The organism is Rhizobium sp. SJZ105, assembly GCF_007828365.1.
GTDB lineage: Bacteria > Pseudomonadota > Alphaproteobacteria > Rhizobiales > Rhizobiaceae > Agrobacterium > Agrobacterium tumefaciens.
Window position 1 is genome coordinate 37,306 of the sequence record NZ_VIUP01000005.1, and the last position, 22,387, is coordinate 59,692.

Consider the following 22,387-nt stretch of genomic DNA (forward strand, 5'->3'; position numbering starts at 1 on the left):
TGTCTTACTGCATGTGACAGCGGGGCGCGCGGTAGCGGGCCACTCGAACCGTCCGGACGACGAAGGCATCCAATGGACCATATCGACCATATTCTCGTCGTGGACGACGACAGGGAAATCCGGGAGCTGGTCTCCAGCTACCTGAAGAAGAACGGCCTGCGTACGAGCGTGGCGGCCGATGGACGGCAGATGAGAAGTTTTCTCGACGGCAATACCGTCGATCTCATCGTGCTCGACGTGATGATGCCTGGCGATGACGGGCTAGTTTTATGCCGTGAGCTGCGGGCGGGGAAACACAAAGCCAAGCCGGTGCTGATGCTGACCGCCCGGGATGACGAGATGGATCGCATTATCGGGCTCGAAATGGGCGCCGACGACTATCTGTCGAAGCCCTTCGCTGCCCGCGAACTTCTTGCGCGGATCAAAGCCATCCTGCGCCGCACGCGGATGCTGCCTCCCAATCTGCAGATCAGCGAGGCCGGGCAGCTCCTGACCTTTGGTGAGTGGCGCCTCGACACGGTGGGCCGCCACCTGCTCGACAGGGAGGGCACGACCGTGGCCTTGAGCGGCGCTGAATACCGGCTCCTCAAGGTCTTCATCGATCATCCCCAGCGCGTCCTCAACCGGGACCAGCTGTTAAATCTCACTCAGGGCCGCGATGCCGAACTTTTCGACCGATCGATCGATCTTCTCGTGAGCCGCGTGCGCCAAAGGCTGGGGGATGACGCGCGCGAACCCGTCTACATCAAGACGGTGCGGGCGGAAGGCTATGTCTTTGCGGTGCCCGTGGAGATTTCGGAGCCGAGGTTATGAACGGCCCACGCCTGCTCGCCGGCTGGTGGCCGCGCTCGTTGCGGTCCAGACTTTTCATCATCCTGTTTGCGGGCCTCGCCATTGCCTACGGTCTGTCGTTCAGCATCCTCTTTGCCGAAAGATATATGTCGGCAAAGGCGGTCATGCTCGGCACTCTTGAGCAGGATCTGGCTGTATCGATCGCCATAATCGACCGCCTGCCTGCGGAAGAGCGGGCGCAATGGGTCCATCGCCTGAGCCGCAGCAATTATCAGCTCGTCCTCGGCCCGGGTGTTCCAGGTGTTTCCGACATGTCTGGCCGCGGCGCTGAAATTGCGCAGAGGATCGAGGAGGCCGCAGGTCACCGTTTCCCCGTCAAGGTCGAGTCCATTCCCGGCGACGGCAAGCGGCTTCAGGCGCATCTGACGCTATCGGACGGCTCGCCCCTCACAATTGACGTGACACCGCGCGGCGTGATGCCGCTGGCGGAGTGGCTGCCTTATGTCTTCGCCGCTCAGATGGCGCTTCTTCTTCTGTGCACCTGGTTTGCAGTGCGACAGACGACCAGACCGCTCAGCGCGCTGGCTGCGGCAGCCGAAGCGTTGGATCCGGGGGAAAAGGGGTTACCGATGAGTGAGAGCGGCCCAAGCGAAGTTGTCCACGCCGCCCGCGCCTTCAACGCGATGCGCGATCGCGTCGCCCAATATCTCGAAGAGCGGGTCCAGATTCTCGCGGCGATTTCGCACGACCTGCAGACGCCCATCACCCGGATGCGGTTGCGCGCCGACATGGCAGACGATACGCCGGAAAAGGAAAAGCTGGTCAGTGATCTGCGTGAAATCGAACGTCTAGTACAGGATGGTATCGCTTATGCACGCAGCGGTCATGGCAATGGCGAGAAATCCTCACGTATCGATCTGGCCTCTTTCATCGACAGCATAGCCTACGACTATCAGGATACAGGAAAAGCAGTCACGGTTGATGGTATGGTGCGCGGCACAGTGTCGACAAAGCCACATGCCCTGCGAAGAATCCTGACGAACTTGATAGATAACGCACTCAAATTCGGGGGCAGTGCGGAAATTAAGGTCGACCGGCGCACTGAAGGCACCGTGGTCATCACGGTGCTCGATCGTGGGCCGGGCATCCCAGACGAGATGCTTCAAAATGCCATGCAGCCCTTTTTCCGGATTGAAACATCGAGAAACCGCGACACCGGCGGTACAGGACTCGGACTTGCGATCGCGCAGCAGCTCGCCGGAACAATCGGCGGCTCAGTGCGCCTCTATAACAGGCAAGGCGGCGGGCTTGCAGCCGAGGTGGCTTTTGCCTGAGAGGGACGCAGATTAACGATAAGTACCTCTTATCATTTGATCACCACTGGCTCCGGAATAACGACGGCTTGGGCCCTAGCTGAAGTAAGCACTTCGCCAGATGGTGTGTGCGCCTGACCGAGGCTGCCAACCGCGGAACTCCCCTACCAGAAGCCATGGAGCAATCACGCCACCGATCCGTCCAGCAAGCATCCAGCTATTATAACAGTGCTACACGGAGAAGCAGGCGAGCGGCCCGATTGTAGATCGGGTCTCACTGTTAGAATTGCCAGGGCGAGATCAATTCGAGCCCTGTTGTCTCGAAATCTTTGAGGTTTCGGGTCGCCAACCGACCACCATTGATCCGCGCTATCGCCGCGATCATGCCGTCCGGAGCCGACATCCCCCTCCCCTGCCGCGCAGCGTCTCCCATGATATCGCCATAGGCCAATGCTGCTTCTTCCGTGAAAGCAAACATCTTGTCGGAGAACCGGCGACGCCAGCTCACAAGTCCCTCTTCCAGGCGATCGGCGCGCTGATCCGGCCTGATCTTTTGAATACCAAAAGCGATCTCAGCAACTGCAACCGTCGGCAATGCCAATTCGGCGTCGTGACGAACCAGCCATGCTATGACTGCAGAATCGGGAGATTTCTTCAAAGTCTCCGAAATCACATTCGTGTCGAGAAAAATCAAAGCTCGACGCCTTTGTGAGCGCGTCTGTTTTCATCGATGATACTGTCGAAATCGATATCCGTACCCGACTGCGATGAAAGACGACTATAGAATTTCGCAGCGGGTTCACGTCCTGCCTCACGAGCCTCATATGTTTCGAGCGCGCGCTCGACGATATCGGCAATCGTGCGATTTTCTCGGCGGGCGAGCTTGTGTGCAAGGTCGCGCGCTTTGGAACTGCGGACAGATAGTTGCGGGGTTACCATTGAGTGCTCCTTCGTCTGGATCGAATATAGCTTAAATTAAGGTAGCCATCAAGATGGCATCTGCCATCTTGATGGCTAACTGTTGTTTTTCGCACCCTCTGTTTTAGCCATCATGCATGTTCATTCCGCGTGGAGACACCACATCTCCTCCCCTGAACGCCGTGCTCTAAGCAACTTCTGCTGTAGACGGCCGCCAACGTGCATTTGATGCAGGTTATGTCATGGCTCCACCGAACGCCGCATTTCAAGCCTGATGACGTTGTACTTAGCTCATACACGCTTACAACCGGTCATTTTTTCACGCATTTCTTATCTGTACAAAGCACCTGAAAAATGCGCGAAAAAACCATGACAAAACGGCAAGCCGCCAATCCATCGCAGGTCCCCAAACGGGCCGCCGACCTGCCCACCGCAGAACTCCCACCAAAATATCGAAAAGGTGGCGTCTGAAGACCAGTAACAACGATACTTTTCGATACAGTTTTGCAGTTTCCGGAAACATGCCGGATACGCCGATCCGTCACGAAGCTCCTATCACGAAACGCCGCAACAGCGGCACAATGAAAGGAGCCTCCCATGACCAAGATCGAGACTGTTCTTTATACCGGCAAGACCCACACGACCGGTGGGCGCGACGGATCGGCGCAAAGCGATGATGGCGCGCTTGGCATCAAGCTTTCCCCTCCGGGCAGCGGAAAGCCGGGCACGAATCCCGAGCAGCTTTTTGCGGCAGGCTGGTCGGCATGTTTCATCGGCGCCATGACAAAGGCGGCGGCAAAACACCAGCTCCGGCTTCCCGCCGACACCACTGTCGATGCGGAGGTTGACCTCGGCACGACGGGTGGCGAATTCTTTCTGCAGGCTCGCCTGACTGTCAGCCTGCCCGGTATCGATCGTCCCATCGCGCAGACGATAATAGACGATGCCCACCAGATCTGCCCCTATTCGAAGGCAACCAGGGGGAACATCGATGTTACGCTCATTCTCGCTTAAGCCGATGGTTTCCGCCCGCGTCCTTGTCATCGCCGTCGTGTTTGCGGCGATATTTGCAGTACCATGCGTATATGACGCTACATCCGACGAGCCCTCGCCGCTTGCGGGACTTCTGGGCGCGGTTTCATCGATCTGACCTCAAGGAAACGGCTCGGCGTGCCGCCGCGGCCGTTTTCGCCAACACTTCTTCCTGCCATCCCTCTTGGTAACGCAGTCGCGTTGCGCAACGCCCTGTGGCAAGCGGACAATCTGTACACCACCCTTTCACGATATCGGAGACCGGCCTGCCGGTGGGCAAGCGAGTACTGCCTATGGACGGCGGGCTGCCGAAACCGCCATCTGAACACGGGTCAAAAATCGGGGAAGGTCATGTCTTGCTTCACTCCATCGTTGCGCTACGGTTGCGATCAGGGATTTTCACTGGAGGGACTAAGGTATGTGCAACCATTGCGTGATCGAGAACGTGAAAAAGAACATGCTGTCGCGACGCTTGCTGTTCAAGGGCGCCGTGGCCGGTGTAACGGCGATGACGGCTGGCAGCCTCGCGGCCCCGGTGCTTGCGCAGACACCCAGACAGGTCGTTGATCTCACACATACATATGATTCCACATTCCCTACATTCGATGGCAAACCGGGCATAGAATACGAATGGGCCGCTGAGATCGCCAAGGACGGTTATCAGCTACACAAACTCACGATCTACGAACATACCGGAACGCATATTGATGCACCTTTCCACTTTAGCGCCGACGGGGCGAGTGTCGATCAGCTGGAACCGCAGAAACTTGTCGCGCCGCTGGTCATCATAGACATCACAGACCGCGCAAAAGAGGATGCCAATTCCACCATCGAGGCCGAAGACATCGAGCGCTGGATATCCGCAAATGGCGACATCCCGGCAGGTTCCATCGTTGCTCTGCGCTCCGGCTGGGCAACGAGAGTAAAGAGCCCCTCCTTCCGCAATGACGACGCGGGAAAATTCGCCTTCCCCGGTTTCGGCAAGTCGGCAACCGACCTTCTGCTCAAGCACGACACCGTCGCGATCGGCGTCGACACGCTTTCGCTTGATCCTGGCAACTCTGCCGATTTTGCAGTTCACAATTCCTGGCTCCCGGCAGGGCGCTACGGCATCGAAGGCCTCAACAACCTAGAGGCTTTGCCGATAAAGGGCGCGACTATCGTCGTCGGCGCGCCTGCACATCGCGGCGGAACGGGCGGTCCGGCCCGAATTTTGGCTCTTGTCTGAACGCAGCATGGCGAGGCGCGCCCGGATGCAGTAGCCGCTTACCTGCCGCATCAGATCAATCCGCTCAGAATCCGCCGGAAAGGATGGGCGACGCGTCGCCCCGCGCTTGACAGGAAGAATTCCAAGCGGTGACGTCGCGAAGAACATATTTTCTTGCCGCATAACGTTAGGTCAAGAAACCACCGCTAGGGAAGGTTTCGATAGATAATCGACGCCCGTATTGCCGTTTAGGGAGCGCTCAGGCGCACCACCGTCATTTTTCCAATTGCGCCCAGCGGTCGTCACGTCGCAGCTTTTCCAACCCCGCCAGTTTAAGGACTGGCAGACATGTTTTCCGGCTCTCTGTAACGCGACGCAGGCGTCCCGGATGTCTGGCGACCTGCTCTAATCGGTAGGCACGATTTGCATTGACTGGCCTTTGAACGGGGTGTCGCGCCGCAAGGCAATCATTAGGAATGAGGGCTCTCGTCAAGTATGATCCACTATATGGACCTTATGGATGCATAAATTTACTGCATAAATCCGTCTATTTACTGTTGATTTCATGAATTTTCCTGTGTATCCCGAATACATGATTTTGTAACGGTCCATATTGTGGAGGCAGTATCCCGATACATTCAGACCTTTGGAGGGGTCTGGCCTGTCTGGCAACAACAGCTATCCTGATGTCGCGGTCGTGGCACGGACGTTCTGTTTTGCAGACATGTTCATTGCGAAGGTTGTTCTGTGGGAGAGGAGGCCCCGATGACCATGACCGCAAACGCGAATGACGACGTATTTGTACTCGATGGCGAACTGTTGCACACCGGACAGGTAACAGGCTCCTGGTTCATGCGCCCCATCGAGGCCGTGGCGGCGGTGCTGCTGGCGGTGATGATCGGCCTGCTTCTGCTGGGCGTGACGTCACGTTATGCCCTGCATCTGCCGATTGTCTGGATCGATGAAACGGCGTCCTTGTGCTTTCTGTGGTTTGCCATGCTGGGCGCGGCAATCGCCATCGATCGCAGTGAACACCTGCGCCTCACGCTGTTTCTCAACATGTTCCCGCAACGTGTTCTGGGCTATATCAATTCCCTAGCACTGGTGCTGGTGGCGACCTTTCTTACCGCAATCATCAAGCCCGCCATGGAATACGCCATCGAGGAGTGGGTGGTCACGTCAGCGGCGCTGAATATTCCGATGTCGTTTCGCGCTGCGGCGCTACCGGTCGGCGCCTGTCTTATGCTGCTTTTGGTGCTTAACAATCTCTTCCGACGAGAAAATCTGCGCGATATCATTGCGGCCCTTGTAACGGTCGCGGTTGCCTCCGGTTTGCTCTATCTGGCATCGCCGATGCTGGAATCCCTCGGCAATTTTAATCTGGCGATATTCCTCGGCCTGTTCGTTGCGGTATTTCTGGTGCTGGGCGTTCCGATTGCCTTCTGCTTCGGCCTTGGAACCCTCGCCTATCTGACCTTCACCACCTGGGTTCCGACCATTGTGATGATCGGGCGCATGGATGAGGGCATGTCCGGCATCATTCTGTTGTCAGTGCCAGTCTTCGTGCTACTCGGCTGCGTGCTCGATGCTACCGGCATGGGTAAGGCGATTGTCGAGCTTCTGTCCTCGATGTTTGGCCACATTCGCGCGGGCATGTCCTATGTTCTGCTCGGTTCTCTGTTTCTTGTCTCCGGCATTTCCGGCTCCAAGGTTTCTGATATGGCAACCGTCGCACCGGCGCTCTTTCCGGAAATGAAGCGCCGTGGCCACAAACCCAAGGAAATGATCGCGCTTCTGGCCACCGGCGCCGCCATGGCCGATACGGTTCCGCCCTCAATCGTGCTGATCGTTCTGGGTTCGGCGGCAGGTGTGTCTATTGCCGGCCTCTTCACCTCCGGTTTCATGATTGCAATGGTCCTGCTTCTGGTGCTGGCCGTTCTGGCCCGCTGGAAGGCGCGGGATGAAAACATGGAAGGCGCAAAGCGCACGCCATGGCCGCAGGTCGGTAAGGCAGCCCTGATTGCCGCACCGGCGCTCGTTCTGCCCTTCCTCATCCGCAGCCTGGTGGGAGGCGGTGTCGCCACCGCAACCGAAGTGTCCACTATTGCCGTGCTCTACGCCATGATCGTCGGCGCAGTGCTTTATGGCGGCATCAGCCTCAGGAAGCTTTATTCGATGCTGGTCGAGACGGCAGCACTTTCAGGGGCGATCCTGCTGATCCTCGGCTGTGCATCGGCCATGGCCTGGGGGCTGACACAGAGCGGCTTTGCTTTCCAGCTGACCGCGATGATTACCGATCTTCCGGGCGGCTGGATGACCTATATGGTCGTGTCGATCCTGATTTTCATGATCCTGGGCTGCGTCCTGGAAGGACTGCCAGCGATCGTTCTGCTCGCGCCGATCATGTTTCCGATCGCCCGCACACTTGGCATCAATGACATCCATTATTCGATGGTCGTGGTGGTTGCCATGAATATCGGCCTGATGGCGCCGCCAATCGGTATCGGCTTTTACATCGCCTGCAAGATCGGCAACGTGTCGCCGGACGAAGCCATGGGTGCCATCTGGCCCTATCTCGCAGCCATGATCATCGGCCTGCTGCTGATTGCAGCAATCCCCGGATTTTCGACCATTCTGCTCTGAGACCGTGACGGGTCCGCCCGCCACGCCGATGAATGATAACTGCTTTATTTTGGGAGGAGAAAGCAATGAATATCAACAGACGTACCATACTCGCCGGCGCCGGTTCCGCCGTACTGGCCACCGCCTTCGTGTCGCGCGCCCGCGCTGCCCAATACAATTATAAATATGCCAATAATCTGCCTGCGGCGCACCCGATGAACATTCGCGCCAAGGAGGCCGCCGAGCGCATCGCCAAAGAGACCGATGGGCAGGTCAATATCAGCATCTTCCCCAGCAGCCAGCTGGGTGCCGACACAGACGTTTTGAGCCAGGTGCGCTCTGGAGGCGTTGAATTCTTCACGCTTTCGCCGCTGATCCTGTCGACGCTGGTACCGAACGCATCCATCAGCGGCATCGGTTTCGCCTTCCCGAACTACGAGTCCGTATGGGCGGCCATGGATGGCGATCTCGGTAAATATGTCCGTGGCGAAATTGCCAAGCAGAATCTCGTTGCCATGGACACAATCTGGGACAACGGCTTCCGCCAGATCACCAGCGCTTCCAAGCCCATCGCCACGCCGGCAGATCTCGAAAGCTTCAAGATCCGCGTGCCAGTGAGCCCGCTCTGGACCTCTATGTTCAAGGCATTCAAGTCGGCCCCTGCCTCGATCAATTTCGCCGAGGTCTATACTGCACTGCAGACCGGTGTGGTCGATGGCCAGGAAAATCCGCTGGCGATCATTTCCACCGCAAAGCTGTTCGAAGTGCAGAAATTCTGCTCGGTCACCAATCACATGTGGGACGGATTCTGGTTCCTGGCCAACAAGCGCGCCTGGGAGCGTTTGCCGGATGACCTGCGCGCCATCGTCGCCAAAAACCTCAACCAGTCCGGCAAGGATGAACGCGCCGACGTGGCGAAGCTCAATGCCTCGGTCAAGGAAGATCTGATTTCCAAGGGCATGACCTTCAACGACACGGATGCGACACTTTTCCGCGCCGCGCTGAAAGAGGCAGGCTTCTATTCCGAGTGGAAAGGCAAATACGGCGATGAAGCCTGGGCCATTCTTGAAAAGGCCGTTGGTGCAAGCCTGACCTGACCGGCCTGTTGAATAACTGGCCCCGCCCGTAGCGGGGCCAACCCGACTATGTCTGACGATTGGAATGGAGACTGCTTTGACAGGTCGCCTGACGGGAAAACGCGCGCTTGTATTTGGCGCAGGATCATCGGGGCCGGGTTTTGGCAACGGCAAGGCTGCGGCCGTGCAATTTGCCCGCGAAGGCGCGCGCGTAGCCTGTGTCGATCTATCCGCTGACGCAGCCGAAGAGACGGCTGAGATCATTCGCGGCGAAGGCTTGGAGGCGATTGCGGTTGCCGCCGATGTCACTGAACTACAGTCCGTATCGGCCACCGTTGACCGCACCTGCGAGGCCTTTGGTGGCATCGATATTCTGCACAATAATGTCGGCGTGACCCATATGGGCGGGCCGGTTGAGCTGGATGAGGAAAGCTTTCGCGCCTCGGTCGATCTCAATATCGGCTCCGTTTATCGCACTTCCAAGGCTGTGTTGCCGGTGATGTTGGCGCAGGGCGGCGGGGCCATTGTCAATATCTCGTCGCTCGCCTCCATTCGCTGGACCGGCTATCCCTATTTTGCCTATTACGCCATGAAGGCAGCTGTAAATCAGGCGACTGTGGCGCTGGCCATGCAATATGCCCGGCAGGGCATTCGCGCCAATTGCATTCTTCCGGGAATGATCGACACCCCACTGATCTACAAGCAGATCAGCAATCAATATGCGTCTGTCGAGGAGATGGTGGCGGCGCGCAATGCGGCTATCCCGGTGGGTCGCATGGGCGATGCCTTCGATATTGCCCGCGCCGCCGTTTTTCTCGCATCTGATGAGGCTAAGTTCATCACCGGCGTCTGTTTGCCGGTCGATGGCGGGCAAAGCTGTGCGGTGGGGGCGTTTTCCTGAAATGGCAACAACAACAACGATCCCGGTAGAAAAAGATCTGACGGGCGCGCGTGCGGTGGACCGGGCTCTGGCGCTGCTCTCCATGGTCGGGAGGCACGCGGAACGCGGCGTGGCGCTTTCGGTCATCGTGACAGAAAGCGGACTGAACAAACCCACGGCCCGCCGCCTGCTGCTGGCTCTGATCCGCGCCGGGCTTGTGGAGCAGGATGAGGAAACGCGGCGTTATTACCTCGGCGAAGAAACCTATGTGCTGGGCAGCCTGTCATCGCGCCGGTTTGGCCTTCTTCAAATGGCGCAGGACGGCTTGACGCGCATTTCCCGCCGCTCGGAGGATTCGAGCTTCCTTTCCGTGCGCCGTGATACATTTGCCCTGTGCCTTTACCGCGAAGAAGGCACCTGGCCGGTGCGCACCCATGCACTTCAGGCCGGTTTCGAACACCCCTTGGGTATTGGCGCGGGTTCGCTCGCCATGCTGGCGGCGCTGCCGGACGCCGAGGTGGAAAGCATCATTGCGGCCAATAGCGGGCTGATTGCCGCTAATTATCCCGGCATCACGCTTGAGGGCCTGCGCCGTGATGTCGAGTTGACGAGAGCCAATGGCTATTCGCTCAACCCCGGCCTGATCCTTTCTAATTCCTGGGGTATTGGCGTTGCCATCCGCGCGCCTGATGGCGCGGTGGTAGGAGCGCTGAGCATTGCCGCTGTGGACAGCCGCATGCGGCCGGAGCGCCAGCCGGAACTGGCAGCGCTGCTGCGCGAGGAAGTAACCCGCATCGAGACACGCATCGCGGAAATGATGGCCAGCCGCGCCCGCACGCGCGGTGAAGGCGACACGAAACGGCAAACGAGGAGAACGAGCAAATGAGCAAAGCGCAGATCGTCGGCTGGGCGCATTCGCCTTTCGGCAAGTCGGCCCTTGAAAATACCGAGCAACTGATGGCTTCGGTCGTGGCGCCGGCCATAGCCCATGCGGGCGTCGATGTCAGTGATATCGACGGCATTTTCGTCGGCGTGATGAACAATGGCTTCTCGAAGCAGGATTTTCAGGGCGCCCTGGTAGCGATGGGCGATGAGCGCCTCGCCTATACGCCGGCGGTGCGTTTCGAAAATGCCTGCTCAACAGGATCGGCCGCCCTCTACAGCGCCATGGATTTCATCGAAGCCGGGCGCGGCCGCATCGCACTCGTTGTCGGCGCCGAAAAAATGACGGCGCTGCCAACCGCAGAGGTGGGCGAAATCCTGCTCTCCGCCTGTTACCGTGCGGAGGAGGCCAATATTCCCGGCGGGTTTGCCGGCCAGTTCGGCCGCATCGCCCAGGCATATTTTCAACGTTATGGCGACCGCTCGGAAGAGCTGGCGATGATTGCCGCAAAGAACCACGCCAATGGCGCGGTCAATCCCTATGCCCATATGCGCAAGGATTTCGGCTTCGATTTCTGCAATACGGTTTCGGACAAGAACCCCTACGTCGCAGGCCCGCTGCGCCGCACCGACTGCTCGCTGATTTCGGATGGCGCTGCCGCGATCATTTTGGCCGACGAGGAAACGGCAGCCACACTCAACCGCGCCATCGGTTTCCGGGGCCGCAAGCATGTCAACGACATCATGGCATTGAGCCGTCGCGATCCGTTGGCCTTCGAAGGCGCGCGCCGCGCCTGGGCCGGCTCGCTGGAACTTGCCGGCGCAACGCTCGACGACCTCTCTTTCGTTGAAACGCACGACTGCTTCACCATTGCCGAACTGATCGAATATGAGGCCATGGGGCTTGCGAAGCCCGGTGAAGGATATCGCGTTGTCCAGGATGGAACGGCGCTGAAGACCGGACGCCTGCCAATCAACCCATCGGGTGGATTGAAGTCGAAAGGTCATCCCGTCGGGGCGACCGGCGTTTCCATGCATGTCATGGCGGCGATGCAATTGATGGGCGAGGCAGGCGACATGCAAATTCCCAATGCCTCGCTGGCTGGCGTGTTCAACATGGGTGGCACGGCGGTTGCCAATTACGTCTCGATCATGGAGCGTGTGAAATGACGACGCAAAGTGCCGTACAGCATCCCGCGGGCGGGGTTGCGCCCTCCACCACGCGGGTGATGAACCTCTCGCATTTCCTGACGCAGGCGGCACGCCGCAACCCGGACCATATCGGTTTCGTCTGGGGTAAAAAGACTTGGAGCTGGGCTCAAATGGAAGCCCGCGTCGACGCCATGGCCCATGCGCTGGAGACTGAATTCGGCGTCAGAAAGGGGGACCGCATTCTGGTGCAGTCCTCCAACAACAACCAGATGTTCGAATCCATGTTCGCATGCTTCCGCGTGGGTGCGGTGTGGGTGCCGACCAATTACCGTCAATCGCCCGATGAAGTTGCCTATCTGGCGAAGGCCAGCGGCGCACGCGGCATGATTTGCGCCAGTGCTTTTCCCGATCATGCTAAAGCCAGCCATGAGGCAAGCACGATCGATTTCAGCATCGCCATCGGCACGGCAGAGTTCGGTGAGGATTACGATGCCATCGTGGCCCGTCATATGGGGCACAAAGTCAAAAGCCAGGCAGTGGATCGGGATGACCCGTGTTGGTTCTTCTTCACCTCAGGCACGACCGGCCGGCCCAAGGCTGCAGTGCTTACCCATGGCCAGATGGCGTTCGTCATCACCAACCATCTCTGCGATCTGATGCCCGGCACCGGACCGGACGACGCCTCCATCGTCGTTGCCCCGCTTTCACACGGTGCGGGCATTCACCAGCTGGTGCAGGTGGCGCATGGCGCGAAAACCGTGCTTCCGGCGGCGGAAAAACTCGATGTGCCCGCCGTCTGGGCGCTGATCGAAAAATGGCGTATCACCAACGCCTTCACTGTACCGACCATCCTTAAAATGCTCGTCGAAGACCCCTCTGTGGATCGTTTCGATCACTCCTCACTGCGCTATGTCATCTATGCCGGTGCGCCGATGTATCGCGCGGACCAGAAACGGGCGCTTGCAAAGCTCGGCCCGGTGCTGGTGCAATATTTCGGCCTGGGTGAAGTCACCGGGAACATCACCGTGCTGCCGCCTTCGTTTCATAACGCCGAGGACGGTCCGGAAACGCGCATCGGCACCTGCGGCTTCGACCGTACCGGCATGGAAGTGCAGATCCAGAACGATGCTGGCGCGGAGGTTGGCGCAGGCGAAACCGGCGAAATTTGTGTAATCGGTCCCGCCGTTTTCGCCGGCTACTACGATAATCCCGAGGCCAATGCCAAAGCCTTCCGCAATGGCTGGTTCCGGACGGGCGACCTTGGTCATCGCGATGAGAACGGCTTCCTCTACATCACCGGGCGCGCCTCCGACATGTATATTTCCGGCGGCTCGAACATCTATCCGCGTGAAATCGAGGAAAAAATCCTCATGCATCCTGACATCAGCGAGACTGCGGTTCTGGGTGTGCCGGACGCGGTGTGGGGCGAGGTCGGTGTGGCCGTTTGCGTGGCCCGCGAGGGCGCGGATATCGCCGCTATTGATCTGAAGGCCTATCTGGAAGGCAAGATGGCCCGCTACAAGCTGCCGAAATCAGTGGTGTTCTGGGATGCCATGCCGAAATCCGCCTACGGCAAGATCACCAAGAAAATGATCCGCGAGGAACTGGAGAAACGCGGTCAGATGCCGGCTTTCGAAGAAAAGCGGACAGGCTGACAGGCGTGACATTCAATCGGGAGGAGACGGTATGACACAAGAAAAAACAGGGACAAAAGGGGCCGTCGCGATCACAGGCGGTGCATCCGGCATCGGCTTTTCCACCGCGCAGCTCCTGATGGCGCGCGGCTGGCAGCCATGGTTGCTGGATCTCAAGCGCGAGGCGCTGGATATAGCCTGCGAAAAGCTCGGTATCGATCTCTCGCGCGGCATCGTCTGCAACGTTGCGGACGAGGCATCGATAGAGATGGCTTTCGCCGCCCTGACCGCGGGAGATTCCGATCATGCGGTTGATCTGGTCGCCGTCGTTAACAGCGCCGGCATCGGTATCGACAAGCTGTCCGTCGACACAAGCGTCGAAGAATTTCGCCGCATCGTTGATGTCAATCTCGTCGGCAGCTTCGCGGTAGCGCGCACTGCCGCACGTTACTGGCTGGAGCGCGATCTTGCCGGCTCGATCGTGAATATCAGTTCTGTTTCCGGCATGTGTGGAAATCGTGGCCGCAGCGCCTATGGCGCTTCGAAGGGCGGCGTCAATCTTCTGACGATGGTAATGGCAAACGAGCTGGGGCAATCAGGCATTCGTGTCAACGCAATTGCTCCCGGTCCGGTCGATACCCCCCTCACCCAGGCGGTTCATACGGAAAATGTTCGTGACCAATGGCATAGCCGCGTTCCGATGCATCGCTATGGCAGGACGGACGAGATCGCTACTGCCGTGGCCTTCCTGGTGTCGGATGACGCAAGCTACATCAACGGACAGGTGCTCGCCGTGGATGGGGGCTTCATTACCGCGGGGCTTGCGGTATGACGGAGACAGGCACGCAAGAGCTTCCCCGCCACATCGTCCATCCCGGACCGATCACGCCTGAACGCTTTCGCGCCGTCGGCTGCCATGCCTATCCTGTTACTCTGACGGTCCGGTCCGGCGTAAATGCCAACCAAGCGATTGCCGATGCCTTTGCGGAGTTGGGGTTCGAAGGCGGTTACGTCAGACTGAAGAACGTACCGATGAAACGGCTGCATTATGTCATGCCGGCAGCCGCACCGGATGACGCGCATGCCGCATGGTACAGCGAAACCTTTTCCATGCCGGGGGGCACTATCATCGATGCCGGCCTGCATATGGGCCGGCGCGATAACGCGCCGTTTCTGCATTGCCATGGTTCATGGAAGAGTGCCGAAGGCGTTGTCTCCATGGGGCATCTACTGCCTTTCGAGACCGAATTTGCTGTAGAAACACCGCTTGAAGCTCTGGCGCTGGATGGAGCGATCCTCGATGTGCAAAAGGATGAGGAAACCAACTTCCCCCTTTTTACACCCATCGCGCAGCAGCGCCACCAAAAGGGTTCAGGTCTTCGGGCACTTTTATGCACAGTGCGCCCCAATACCGATATATGCACGGCACTCGAAGAGGTCTCTACCCAGTTTGGTCTGCGAGAAGCCGAAGTCAATGGAATTGGCAGCCTGGTCGGTGCGGATTATGAAGACGGAACAACCCTCACTGCCTACGCGAGCGAAATCCTCATAAGAAACGGCCGTATCGCCACGGCCGCGTCGGGAGACCGACAAGCAATGCTGGATATTGCGATGGTGGACCTCACCACACATATCAGCGGCGGGCGGCTGGTGCGCGGCAAGAACCCGGTCTGCGTTACTTTCGAGCTACTTCTGACCGAAAGACAGGCGCGCGCCGCATGAGTTGCGCTGAGCAACTCACCGGCCCGCCTGACGACAACTCACGCCGCCTGCGGCTTTTCCGCAGGCAACCACTCTTCAAGCGTCACTTCAAAAGTCATGCAAACCGGGTTAGCTCCGGCGATGAAGGGACCACCATAAACCGAACCTTCGGTATCGGCGACGACACCGGTCAGCGAGGCGCGCAGCGAGCCGTCCGGCTGGGCACGCACTTCGCCGGCTATGGAGACGATTTCCACGGCGGGACCGCGTATTTGCAAGAACGCGCCGTTGCGGGTGCCGAGACAGGCATCAACGAGACTACCAAGTGCACCGCGCACAAAGGCATTTCTGAAACCTTCGGCAAGGCACAGTTTTTCGACACCGAGAACAAGGTCTTCATTGGGTGCGATGCGGGCATAGGCCACACGCCCCATGGATCCGATTTCGACAGTGTTATGCGTGTTCATCGGCGCGCTCCGTACGGTTCCTGGGTTGAAGAAGGGGAATGTTGGTTTCAGGGTCGAAGGACTGCTGCAGCACGAAACTGTCGAGTGACGTCACCAGGGCGGAAACGCCGCTCTCGCCAACAATACAGGATTCAGTCAGCAGATGGCCGCCCTTGACCACACCCGCCGCGGTGCGCATGGCGGCATGGCAATGAACAATCGGCTCGCCCTTCATGCTGCGCCCGAGCGTAGCATTGCCGAACACAAGCCAGGCCGCACCGGCGTCGATGGGTTTCGTATAGGCAATGACCGCCTTGCCGGAAGGGTCGGGCGGGGCGACGCAATAGGACAATATGTCGAAATAGCCGCCAAGAATGGTGAGCGAGGCATTCTCAATGCCGTTTTCAAAAAGCGGCTGCACGATTCCATCGTAAAGACTGCGGCCCGCCGCAATGAACAGCCGCACGTGGCGCGCGGATGGCGAGTGCGAGCTGTTGATGCGCACCGGCGAGGAAATGCCGGGATGTATCAACGTTCTTGGCCTTGGAAAATGATGCTGTTCTACGGGTGCCACGCCTGCTCCTCCCTGCTGCCTGTACCTTGCAGTACGGTACTTAAAAATCAGCGGAAGGTGCTTTCGAATGCCAGCGCCAAACCGCCCGTCGGAAAACATTTCTTTCGCAGTCTGCCGCAGTGACGGCAGATTTTTGCAACGTATTGTGTGGAGACCGGGGATGACGAAACCGCTGGACAGAATTGACCGCAAGATATTGCGCACCCTGCTGGAGAACGGCAGGTTGAGCAATGCGGAGCTTTCGGAAAAGGTGGGGTTGTCGCCCAGTCCCTGCTGGCAGCGTGTCAAGCGGCTGGAAGACGAAGGGGTCATTCGCGGCTATACCGCCATTCTCGATCAGGCCAAGCTTGGACTGACCGAAACTGTTATCATCGAGGTGATGCTGGAGCGCCACGACGACGAGGTTCTGGAACGCTTCGGAGAGGCGATGGCCGCTCTTCCGGAGGTGCTGGAAGCCTATCTGACGACAGGCGAATATGATTATCTCATCAAGGTGGCGGTGGCAGGAACCGCAGGCTACGAGCAGTTTCTGCGCCGAAAGCTCTACAAGATCGAGGGTGTACGCCACTCCCGATCCTGTTTCGCACTTAAATGCCTCAAACACACATTATCAGTCGTACCCGATCCCGAACCTCCATCAATGGAAGCGACCGGCACCGGCCGCGTGCCGGCAAGATAGCGGCAGCGGATTGCGGGTAAAAAGGTAGTAGTCGCGTCTGCGCCCCCCTTCGTTCCTCAGCCGGTGGCTGAACCGACTTGAAATTGTCGTTTCGGCGCAATGGCGTGCCGCAGAAGATCGCAGATGTCCAAGGTATGCGGGAGACTCTAGCGTCTCTATTCGATCTGAACCGGAACCCTCCCCCAGCCGCCGCCGCCGGGCGTTTCCACGACGACCGTTTCTCCAGACGAAAGCGTTACCGAGCCTTTGCCGGCTAGCGGTGTCGCAATGCCGGCCGCATCGATGACCGAGTTTTGTCCCGTCGCGCCGGCGTCACCGCCATGCAGACCGTAAGGACCAGTGATCCGACGGTCGGATTGAAGCGAAACACGCGCCTCGTGATCCACCGCTGTAATGGCGCGGATCAGGCCTTCGCCGCCGGCATGGTGCCCCGTCCCGCCCGATCCCTGGCGCAGCTCGTAACGTTCGATACGCAGCGGATAGCTGATTTCAAGCGCCTCGATCGGGGTGTTGAGCGTGTTCGACATATTGGCGTGCACGCCATGCATGCCAGCACCATAAGGACGGCCGCCCTGCCCCCCGCCAATCGTCTCGATATAGGTATAAGGCCTTCCGCTTCGGGGATCACGTCCACCGATGCCGATCAGGTTCATCGTCCCCTGACTGGCGGCAGCGATGCGATCGGGCGCGATAAGCGCAAAGGCGCGCAGCACAGTGTCTGCTACGCGTTGCGTGGTTTCAGTATTGCCCGCGCAGACGGCGGCCGGCGGCTGAGCATCGAGGAAACAGCCCTGCGGAATGTGAATTTCGACTGGACGCAACACGCCGGCATTTGGCGGAAGTGTTGCGTCGGTCAGTATCTTGATGGCGTAGAACACAGCCGAGTGTGTCATCGGCTTGACCGCATTGACATTGCCACGCCGCTGCGGCGCGGTTCCTGCAAAATCGAATACCAGACGGTCGGGCGCAACATCGACGGCAACCCTGATCAGGACTTTCTCCGGGCTTGATCCATCGTCATCCAGCCAGTCCTCGGCCTCGTAGCGGCCGGGCGGCAACTCCGCGAGGCGCTTCAGCATGCGCCGCTCGGAATAGTCAAGAATGGCTGACAGGCCCTGTTTCAGCCCATCGACACCGAAACGCCCCACCATTTCCTGCAGGCGGATCTCCCCGATCCTGAGAGCCGCCAACTGGGCATTGAGATCACCGCGCCTCTCTTCCGGCGTGCGAACATTGGCAAGAACCATGCGCATGATACCGGCCTGTTCCGTACCTCCGTCGTAAAGTAGGACTGGCGGAATGATCAGGCCCTCCTGGAAAATCTCTGTTGAGCTGCCGGGCATCGAACCGGGCTCCATGCCTCCGACATCCGAATGGTGTGCGCGGCTTGCCACGTGCGCAACGAGTTCACCTGCGGCGAAAACGGGAGCTATCAACGTGATGTCGGGCAGATGCGCGCCGGCAATGAAAGGGTCGTTGACGATGACGACATCGCCTTCTTTGAGCGGTGGCAACTGTGCAAGTGTCGGCGCAACGGCCCTCAGCATGGAACCAAGATGCACCGGTACGTGCTCTGCCTGCGCGACCAGCTCCGCATTCGCGTTGAAGATTGCGCAGGATGCGTCCATGCGTTCTTTAATGTTGGGCGAAAAGGCAGTGCATTTCAGCACGACGCCCATTTCCTGCGCGGTTGCTTCCAGGGCATTTCGCAGAACTTCGAGACGGATCGGATCAAACATGGTCATTCTGCTACCTCAACGATCAGACTGCCTGATTTATGAACCGTGAGACGGTCGGCAGGATAAAGAACGGTGGTCGAAGAAACTTCCTCGATAATGGCGGGGCCGAATATCATGTTGCCAGCCTTGAGCTTTTCCCGGGCGTAGACCGCCGCCCTATGGAAGGCGCCACGCGCGCCGGTATCGCCAGGCTCGTAATAGACCGGGCGTTCGTCGGTCCGGGCATCGTCGTCGGGCACAGGGCCTCCGTCGTCGAGTTCGGGAAGCACCGGCGTTTTGATGCGGCCGATACCTGTGACGCCGAAGCCGGCGATCTCGATTGCGGCGTTTTCGTCAGCATGACCGAAGCGGGCCCGGTGCGCGGCGTGAAACCGGCGAGGAAGGTCGGCCCACCAACAGGGTTCGCCGGGATTCACCGTCACTGACAGTTCAAACGACTGGCCCTGATAGCGCATGTCGATGCGTATTTCCACGTCGCGCCGGTCCGGCGCGACGCCATCATGATCGAGATGGCCGTCGGCGCGGTCAGTCAGGCGCTTGATGCGCAAAGCCGCTTCAGCTTCGCCATTGGCGGCATAGGGGACGACGTGTGTTTCAACGAAATCGTGGCGCAGGTCTGAAATCAGCTGTCCCAGCGCACATAGAATGCCAGGGGTCGGCGGCACCATTACACGCGGCATCTTGAGTTCGCGGGCTACGGGGCTGCCATGCATCGGTCCCGCACCGCCGAATGGCACAAGCGCGAAATCACGTGGATCATAACCACGTTCCACGGAAACAACGCGGATGCCCCGAACAATGTTGGCATGGGCTACGCGCAATATTCCTGCCGCCGCCTCATAGACATCAAGACCAAGTGGTTGGGCAATGACATCGTTGATGGCTTTATGGGCCCCATCCAGATCAAGTGTCATCGAACCGCCCAGACGTGATTGCGGCGAGAACCGTCCCAGCAAAAGATTGGCATCGGTAACTGTCGGCAACGTTCCACCGCGACGATAGCAAACGGGGCCCGGCACCGCCTCGGCGCTCATCGGCCCCGCACGCAACGCCCCACCGTCATCAATCCAGGCAATGGAACCACCACCCGCACCGATAGCATTGATATCGATAACCGGCAGGCGGATCGGCACGGTTTCGAGACTGGCCGAACGGGTAATTTCCGGCCGTCCAGCCCGGATGAGACTGATATCCGTGGACGTTCCACCAATATCCATGGTGATGATATCGGGAATACCTGCCAGCATAGCCACATGCGCGCTGGCGACCACACCACCGGCGGGGCCGGATAGAACGGTATGGACGGGCTTGAGGCGCGCTCCTTCGAGGCTCATCAGTCCACCGGCCGCATCCATCACCATAACCGGACGGTCGCGGCCAAGGCCCAGCCCTTCCTTCTCATCCTGCAACATACCGGAGAGCGAAGACAGATAACGGTCCATGACCGGACGAAGATAGGCATTGAGCACCGCCGTCGAGCCGCGTTCGTATTCGCGGAATTCAGCATTCACCTCGACCGAAGCGGAAATTGCCACATCTGGGAGGACTTCAGCCAGAATATCGCGCGCTCGCAACTCATGGGAGGGATTGGCGTAAGAGTGGAGAAAAAGGATGGCGACGGCCTCGACGCCAGCCGCCTTCATCGCTTCACCAGCCGCGCGCACATCGGCCTCGTCGAGCGGCTGAAACTCTTCACCTGTCGGCAGAATACGGCCCCGCGCCGTAAAACAAAGTTCGCGCGGCACCAACGGTTCAGGCTTCACTCTGGTCAGATCGAACAGCGTCGGACGGTTCTGGCGGCCGATTTCAAGGAGATCGCGAAAGCCGTGATTGGTGAGAAATGCCGTCTTTGCGCCATTGCGCTGGATAACGGCATTGGTTGCCGTTGTCATGCCATGGCCGACATACGCAACATCCGCACCGCTCGCGCCCTGCAGGCCTAGGGCCGTTCGCAGGCCTTCAAGCGTGCCGAGCGCACGGTTGACCGGCGTGGTCGATACCTTCGAGACCGTAATTGTTCTCGTCGTCTCGTCATAGGCAATGCTGTCGGTGAAAGTTCCGCCGACGTCGGATGCGACACGTATATGCGGGGTCATAACTGCCTCTTGTGTAACAGTAACGTTGTCGTTACAAAAACAGAAGCAACGGTAGCTGTAAAGAGCTGTTGGCGACAACGCTGCAAAATTCGTTCCTTGCCGAAGAGAGGACAAGACGAGGCAAAGATGATATTCACCGGCCACGGAAGGACGACATGAATGAACGACAGGCCGCAGGCAACAAAGGTGAAGGAAAAGCCGCCAGGATCACACGCGGCGCGCACCTCGCGCACCCGCAAGGCCATTCTTGTGGCTGCGGCAGGCGAATTCGTTGCGCACGGTCTGGAAGGTGCAAATATCGAGGCCATCGCCCATTCGGCTGGCGTTAACAAGGCACTTGTCTATCGGCATTTTTCCCGCAAGGAAGTGTTGTTCCGGCATGTGCTGGAAGACGCTTACCGGGCGATGCGCGATGCAGAGGAATCGCTGGCGATGCCTTCGGATCCGGTTGCTGCGCTCGACCGGCTTGTGGAGTTCACCTTTGACTACTACCGGAACAATCAGGGCTTCCTGACGCTTGTCGGCATCGAGAACCTGCACGGTGGCGAGAACATCCGCGAATCGGAGCCCGAAACGGTATATGCGGGAAATATTTCCCGGATGGTGGCGGGCATTCTGGAGCGTGGCGTCACAGCTGGCGTGTTTCGCCCTCGGTTGGACCCTGTCGAGTTATGGCTGTCAATCTCGAATCTGTGCTGGGCCACGGTCTCCACGGCACACACCATCCGCTTTACCTTCGGGCGGGACGTTCTTGCTGAACCGGCGCGCAGCGCGCGCCTTGCCCATGTCCAGGAAATGATCCGGCGTTACGCGTTGAGGCCGGACCACTTGTAGGGCAGTGCTTCAGACATCAGCGCGACGCAGCGCTGTGCCTCGTCATCCGAAACGCTGTTGGCCAGCGCAAGCAGAGAAACCCCGGTTTCGCCATAACGATTGTCACCGGGCGCGGGCGCAAAGGAAAGCGTCCAGACCTCGTACCCCGCCGCCTTGCGCGTGCCGATCACATAGCCTTTTTCGAGGAACATCTCGATCTCGGCGCGGATGGTATCCGTTTCGATCTGCCATTGTTCGTAATGCGGGGCGTTGATTTCGAGGATGCGTTCGCGGGATTCCCTGTCCAGCCGTGCCATCATGCAAACCCCGGCATGGCCGATACCGAGCGGCAGACGCCCGCCCACGCCCGAAAGCAAGGGTTGGACCGGCGCCGCGCTGAGCTGGAAATCGAGGCAAACGGATTCGAAACCCGACCGCGCCATGAGAAAACTTGATATGTTTGTGCCGGCGGTGATGGAAATAAGCGCCGGACGGAAGAGATCGACCAGATCACCAATACCTGGCACGCGCTGCGCCAGCGCATAAATCGCGCTACCCAGCCTGTAGTTGCCGCGCCGACCGCTCTGCTCAACAAAACCGTAATGAGACAGTCCCGTCAGAGCCCGATGCACCGCCGATTTAGCATCACCGATCCCATCTGCGATTTCAGCAAGGCTCATGCCGCCGACACCCGCATTGCCTAGCGCCAGAAGAATTTCCGCACCGCGTTCCACATTGCTGGACGATTGCTTTGCCATGCTGTCCCCTGGGTTTCGGTGAATATATCATTCATTAAAATCCGATAATTGGAACTGGATTAGGCAATATGGC

General features: G+C 58.9%; 21 protein-coding genes and 1 pseudogene. 15 read left to right on the top strand and 7 right to left on the bottom strand.

Annotation, left to right across the window (positions count from 1 at the left end; all coding sequences use genetic code 11):
* Positions 1 to 72 precede the first annotated feature (72 nt).
* The 3 genes and pseudogenes from FB593_RS16780 to FB593_RS27845 form a co-directional block, all read left to right on the top strand.
* Complete coding sequence (locus FB593_RS16780) at positions 73 to 813, top strand: response regulator (protein ID WP_145166779.1); 741 nt, start codon at positions 73 to 75, stop codon at positions 811 to 813.
* A complete protein-coding gene (locus FB593_RS16785; RefSeq protein WP_145166780.1) occupies positions 810 to 2,126 on the top strand; it encodes an ATP-binding protein in 1,317 nt (438 codons plus the stop codon). Before FB593_RS16780 ends, FB593_RS16785 begins: the two co-directional genes overlap by 4 nt.
* A gap of 113 nt (positions 2,127 to 2,239) precedes the next feature.
* Positions 2,240 to 2,371, top strand: a pseudogene (locus tag FB593_RS27845) (integrase); the annotation flags it as partial.
* A gap of 14 nt (positions 2,372 to 2,385) precedes the next feature.
* Here FB593_RS27845 and FB593_RS16795 read toward each other — a convergent pair.
* The gene (locus FB593_RS16795; protein ID WP_111810104.1) at positions 2,386 to 2,799 is read right to left on the bottom strand and encodes a type II toxin-antitoxin system VapC family toxin; all 414 of its coding nucleotides are present in this window, start codon (positions 2,797 to 2,799) and stop codon (positions 2,386 to 2,388) included.
* Positions 2,796 to 3,044 carry a type II toxin-antitoxin system VapB family antitoxin gene (locus tag FB593_RS16800; RefSeq protein ID WP_006313527.1) on the bottom strand — a complete coding sequence of 83 codons (249 nt, stop codon included), beginning with the start codon at positions 3,042 to 3,044 and terminating at the stop codon, positions 2,796 to 2,798. Before FB593_RS16800 ends, FB593_RS16795 begins: the two co-directional genes overlap by 4 nt.
* Positions 3,045 to 3,620: 576 nt before the next feature.
* On the opposite strand from FB593_RS16800, the gene FB593_RS16805 reads away from it, so the two are divergent.
* From FB593_RS16805 to FB593_RS16850, 10 genes are all read left to right on the top strand, one after another.
* Positions 3,621 to 4,037, top strand: a complete 417-nt coding sequence (locus FB593_RS16805; protein ID WP_065660157.1) for an organic hydroperoxide resistance protein — start codon at positions 3,621 to 3,623, stop codon at positions 4,035 to 4,037.
* Positions 4,038 to 4,473: 436 nt separating this feature from the next.
* Positions 4,474 to 5,283 carry a cyclase family protein gene (locus FB593_RS16810; RefSeq protein ID WP_112355305.1) on the top strand — a complete coding sequence of 270 codons (810 nt, stop codon included), beginning with the start codon at positions 4,474 to 4,476 and terminating at the stop codon, positions 5,281 to 5,283.
* Between the two features lie 744 nt (positions 5,284 to 6,027).
* A complete protein-coding gene (locus FB593_RS16815; RefSeq protein ID WP_112513593.1) occupies positions 6,028 to 7,905 on the top strand; it encodes a TRAP transporter large permease subunit in 1,878 nt (625 codons plus the stop codon).
* Positions 7,906 to 7,970: 65 nt separating this feature from the next.
* Positions 7,971 to 8,981, top strand: coding sequence for a TRAP transporter substrate-binding protein (locus FB593_RS16820; RefSeq protein ID WP_003517515.1), 1,011 nt, complete (start codon positions 7,971 to 7,973; stop codon positions 8,979 to 8,981).
* A 76-nt stretch (positions 8,982 to 9,057) separates the two neighbouring features.
* Entirely contained in the window at positions 9,058 to 9,861 is an 804-nt protein-coding gene (locus FB593_RS16825) for an SDR family NAD(P)-dependent oxidoreductase (protein ID WP_162696958.1), read from the top strand.
* A gap of 1 nt (position 9,862) precedes the next feature.
* Positions 9,863 to 10,726, top strand: a complete 864-nt coding sequence (locus tag FB593_RS16830) for an IclR family transcriptional regulator (protein ID WP_111810099.1) — start codon at positions 9,863 to 9,865, stop codon at positions 10,724 to 10,726.
* The gene (locus FB593_RS16835; RefSeq protein WP_145166781.1) at positions 10,723 to 11,892 is read left to right on the top strand and encodes an acetyl-CoA acetyltransferase; all 1,170 of its coding nucleotides are present in this window, start codon (positions 10,723 to 10,725) and stop codon (positions 11,890 to 11,892) included. Before FB593_RS16830 ends, FB593_RS16835 begins: the two co-directional genes overlap by 4 nt.
* Positions 11,889 to 13,529, top strand: coding sequence for an acyl-CoA synthetase (locus FB593_RS16840; RefSeq protein ID WP_112513595.1), 1,641 nt, complete (start codon positions 11,889 to 11,891; stop codon positions 13,527 to 13,529). The genes FB593_RS16835 and FB593_RS16840 overlap by 4 nt, the downstream gene beginning before the upstream one ends.
* Before the next feature lie 31 nt (positions 13,530 to 13,560).
* Complete coding sequence (locus FB593_RS16845; RefSeq protein WP_112513596.1) at positions 13,561 to 14,340, top strand: SDR family NAD(P)-dependent oxidoreductase; 780 nt, start codon at positions 13,561 to 13,563, stop codon at positions 14,338 to 14,340.
* On the top strand, positions 14,337 to 15,230 hold the full coding sequence (locus tag FB593_RS16850; protein ID WP_145166782.1) for a PCC domain-containing protein: 894 nt from the start codon (positions 14,337 to 14,339) through the stop codon (positions 15,228 to 15,230). Before FB593_RS16845 ends, FB593_RS16850 begins: the two co-directional genes overlap by 4 nt.
* A gap of 38 nt (positions 15,231 to 15,268) precedes the next feature.
* Here the strand turns inward: FB593_RS16850 and FB593_RS16855 are convergent, their stop codons facing one another.
* Both FB593_RS16855 and FB593_RS16860 read right to left on the bottom strand, forming a co-directional pair.
* Positions 15,269 to 15,676 (bottom strand): PPC domain-containing DNA-binding protein, encoded by a 408-nt coding sequence (locus FB593_RS16855; RefSeq protein WP_035199191.1) that lies wholly within the window; start codon positions 15,674 to 15,676, stop codon positions 15,269 to 15,271.
* Positions 15,663 to 16,229 (bottom strand): DUF296 domain-containing protein, encoded by a 567-nt coding sequence (locus tag FB593_RS16860; RefSeq protein WP_162738421.1) that lies wholly within the window; start codon positions 16,227 to 16,229, stop codon positions 15,663 to 15,665. Before FB593_RS16860 ends, FB593_RS16855 begins: the two co-directional genes overlap by 14 nt.
* 160 nt (positions 16,230 to 16,389) lie before the next feature.
* Between FB593_RS16860 and FB593_RS16865 the strand changes: the two genes are divergently transcribed.
* Positions 16,390 to 16,908, top strand: a complete 519-nt coding sequence (locus FB593_RS16865; protein ID WP_010974190.1) for an Lrp/AsnC family transcriptional regulator — start codon at positions 16,390 to 16,392, stop codon at positions 16,906 to 16,908.
* 155 nt (positions 16,909 to 17,063) lie between these two features.
* On the opposite strand, the gene FB593_RS16870 is transcribed toward FB593_RS16865, so the two are convergent.
* Together FB593_RS16870 and FB593_RS16875 are read right to left on the bottom strand one after the other, a co-directional pair.
* A complete protein-coding gene (locus FB593_RS16870; RefSeq protein ID WP_321186282.1) occupies positions 17,064 to 18,647 on the bottom strand; it encodes a hydantoinase B/oxoprolinase family protein in 1,584 nt (527 codons plus the stop codon).
* Positions 18,648 to 18,649: 2 nt separating this feature from the next.
* A complete protein-coding gene (locus tag FB593_RS16875; RefSeq protein ID WP_112948815.1) occupies positions 18,650 to 20,743 on the bottom strand; it encodes a hydantoinase/oxoprolinase family protein in 2,094 nt (697 codons plus the stop codon).
* Positions 20,744 to 20,902: 159 nt separating this feature from the next.
* Here FB593_RS16875 and FB593_RS16880 point away from each other — a divergent pair, with 159 nt between their 5' ends.
* The gene (locus FB593_RS16880; RefSeq protein WP_065660147.1) at positions 20,903 to 21,577 is read left to right on the top strand and encodes a TetR/AcrR family transcriptional regulator; all 675 of its coding nucleotides are present in this window, start codon (positions 20,903 to 20,905) and stop codon (positions 21,575 to 21,577) included.
* On the opposite strand, the gene FB593_RS16885 is transcribed toward FB593_RS16880, so the two are convergent.
* Positions 21,550 to 22,314 (bottom strand): IclR family transcriptional regulator, encoded by a 765-nt coding sequence (locus FB593_RS16885; RefSeq protein WP_013761249.1) that lies wholly within the window; start codon positions 22,312 to 22,314, stop codon positions 21,550 to 21,552. The two genes, FB593_RS16880 and FB593_RS16885, sit on opposite strands and share 28 nt — an antisense overlap.
* Between the last annotated feature and the right edge of the window lie 73 nt (positions 22,315 to 22,387).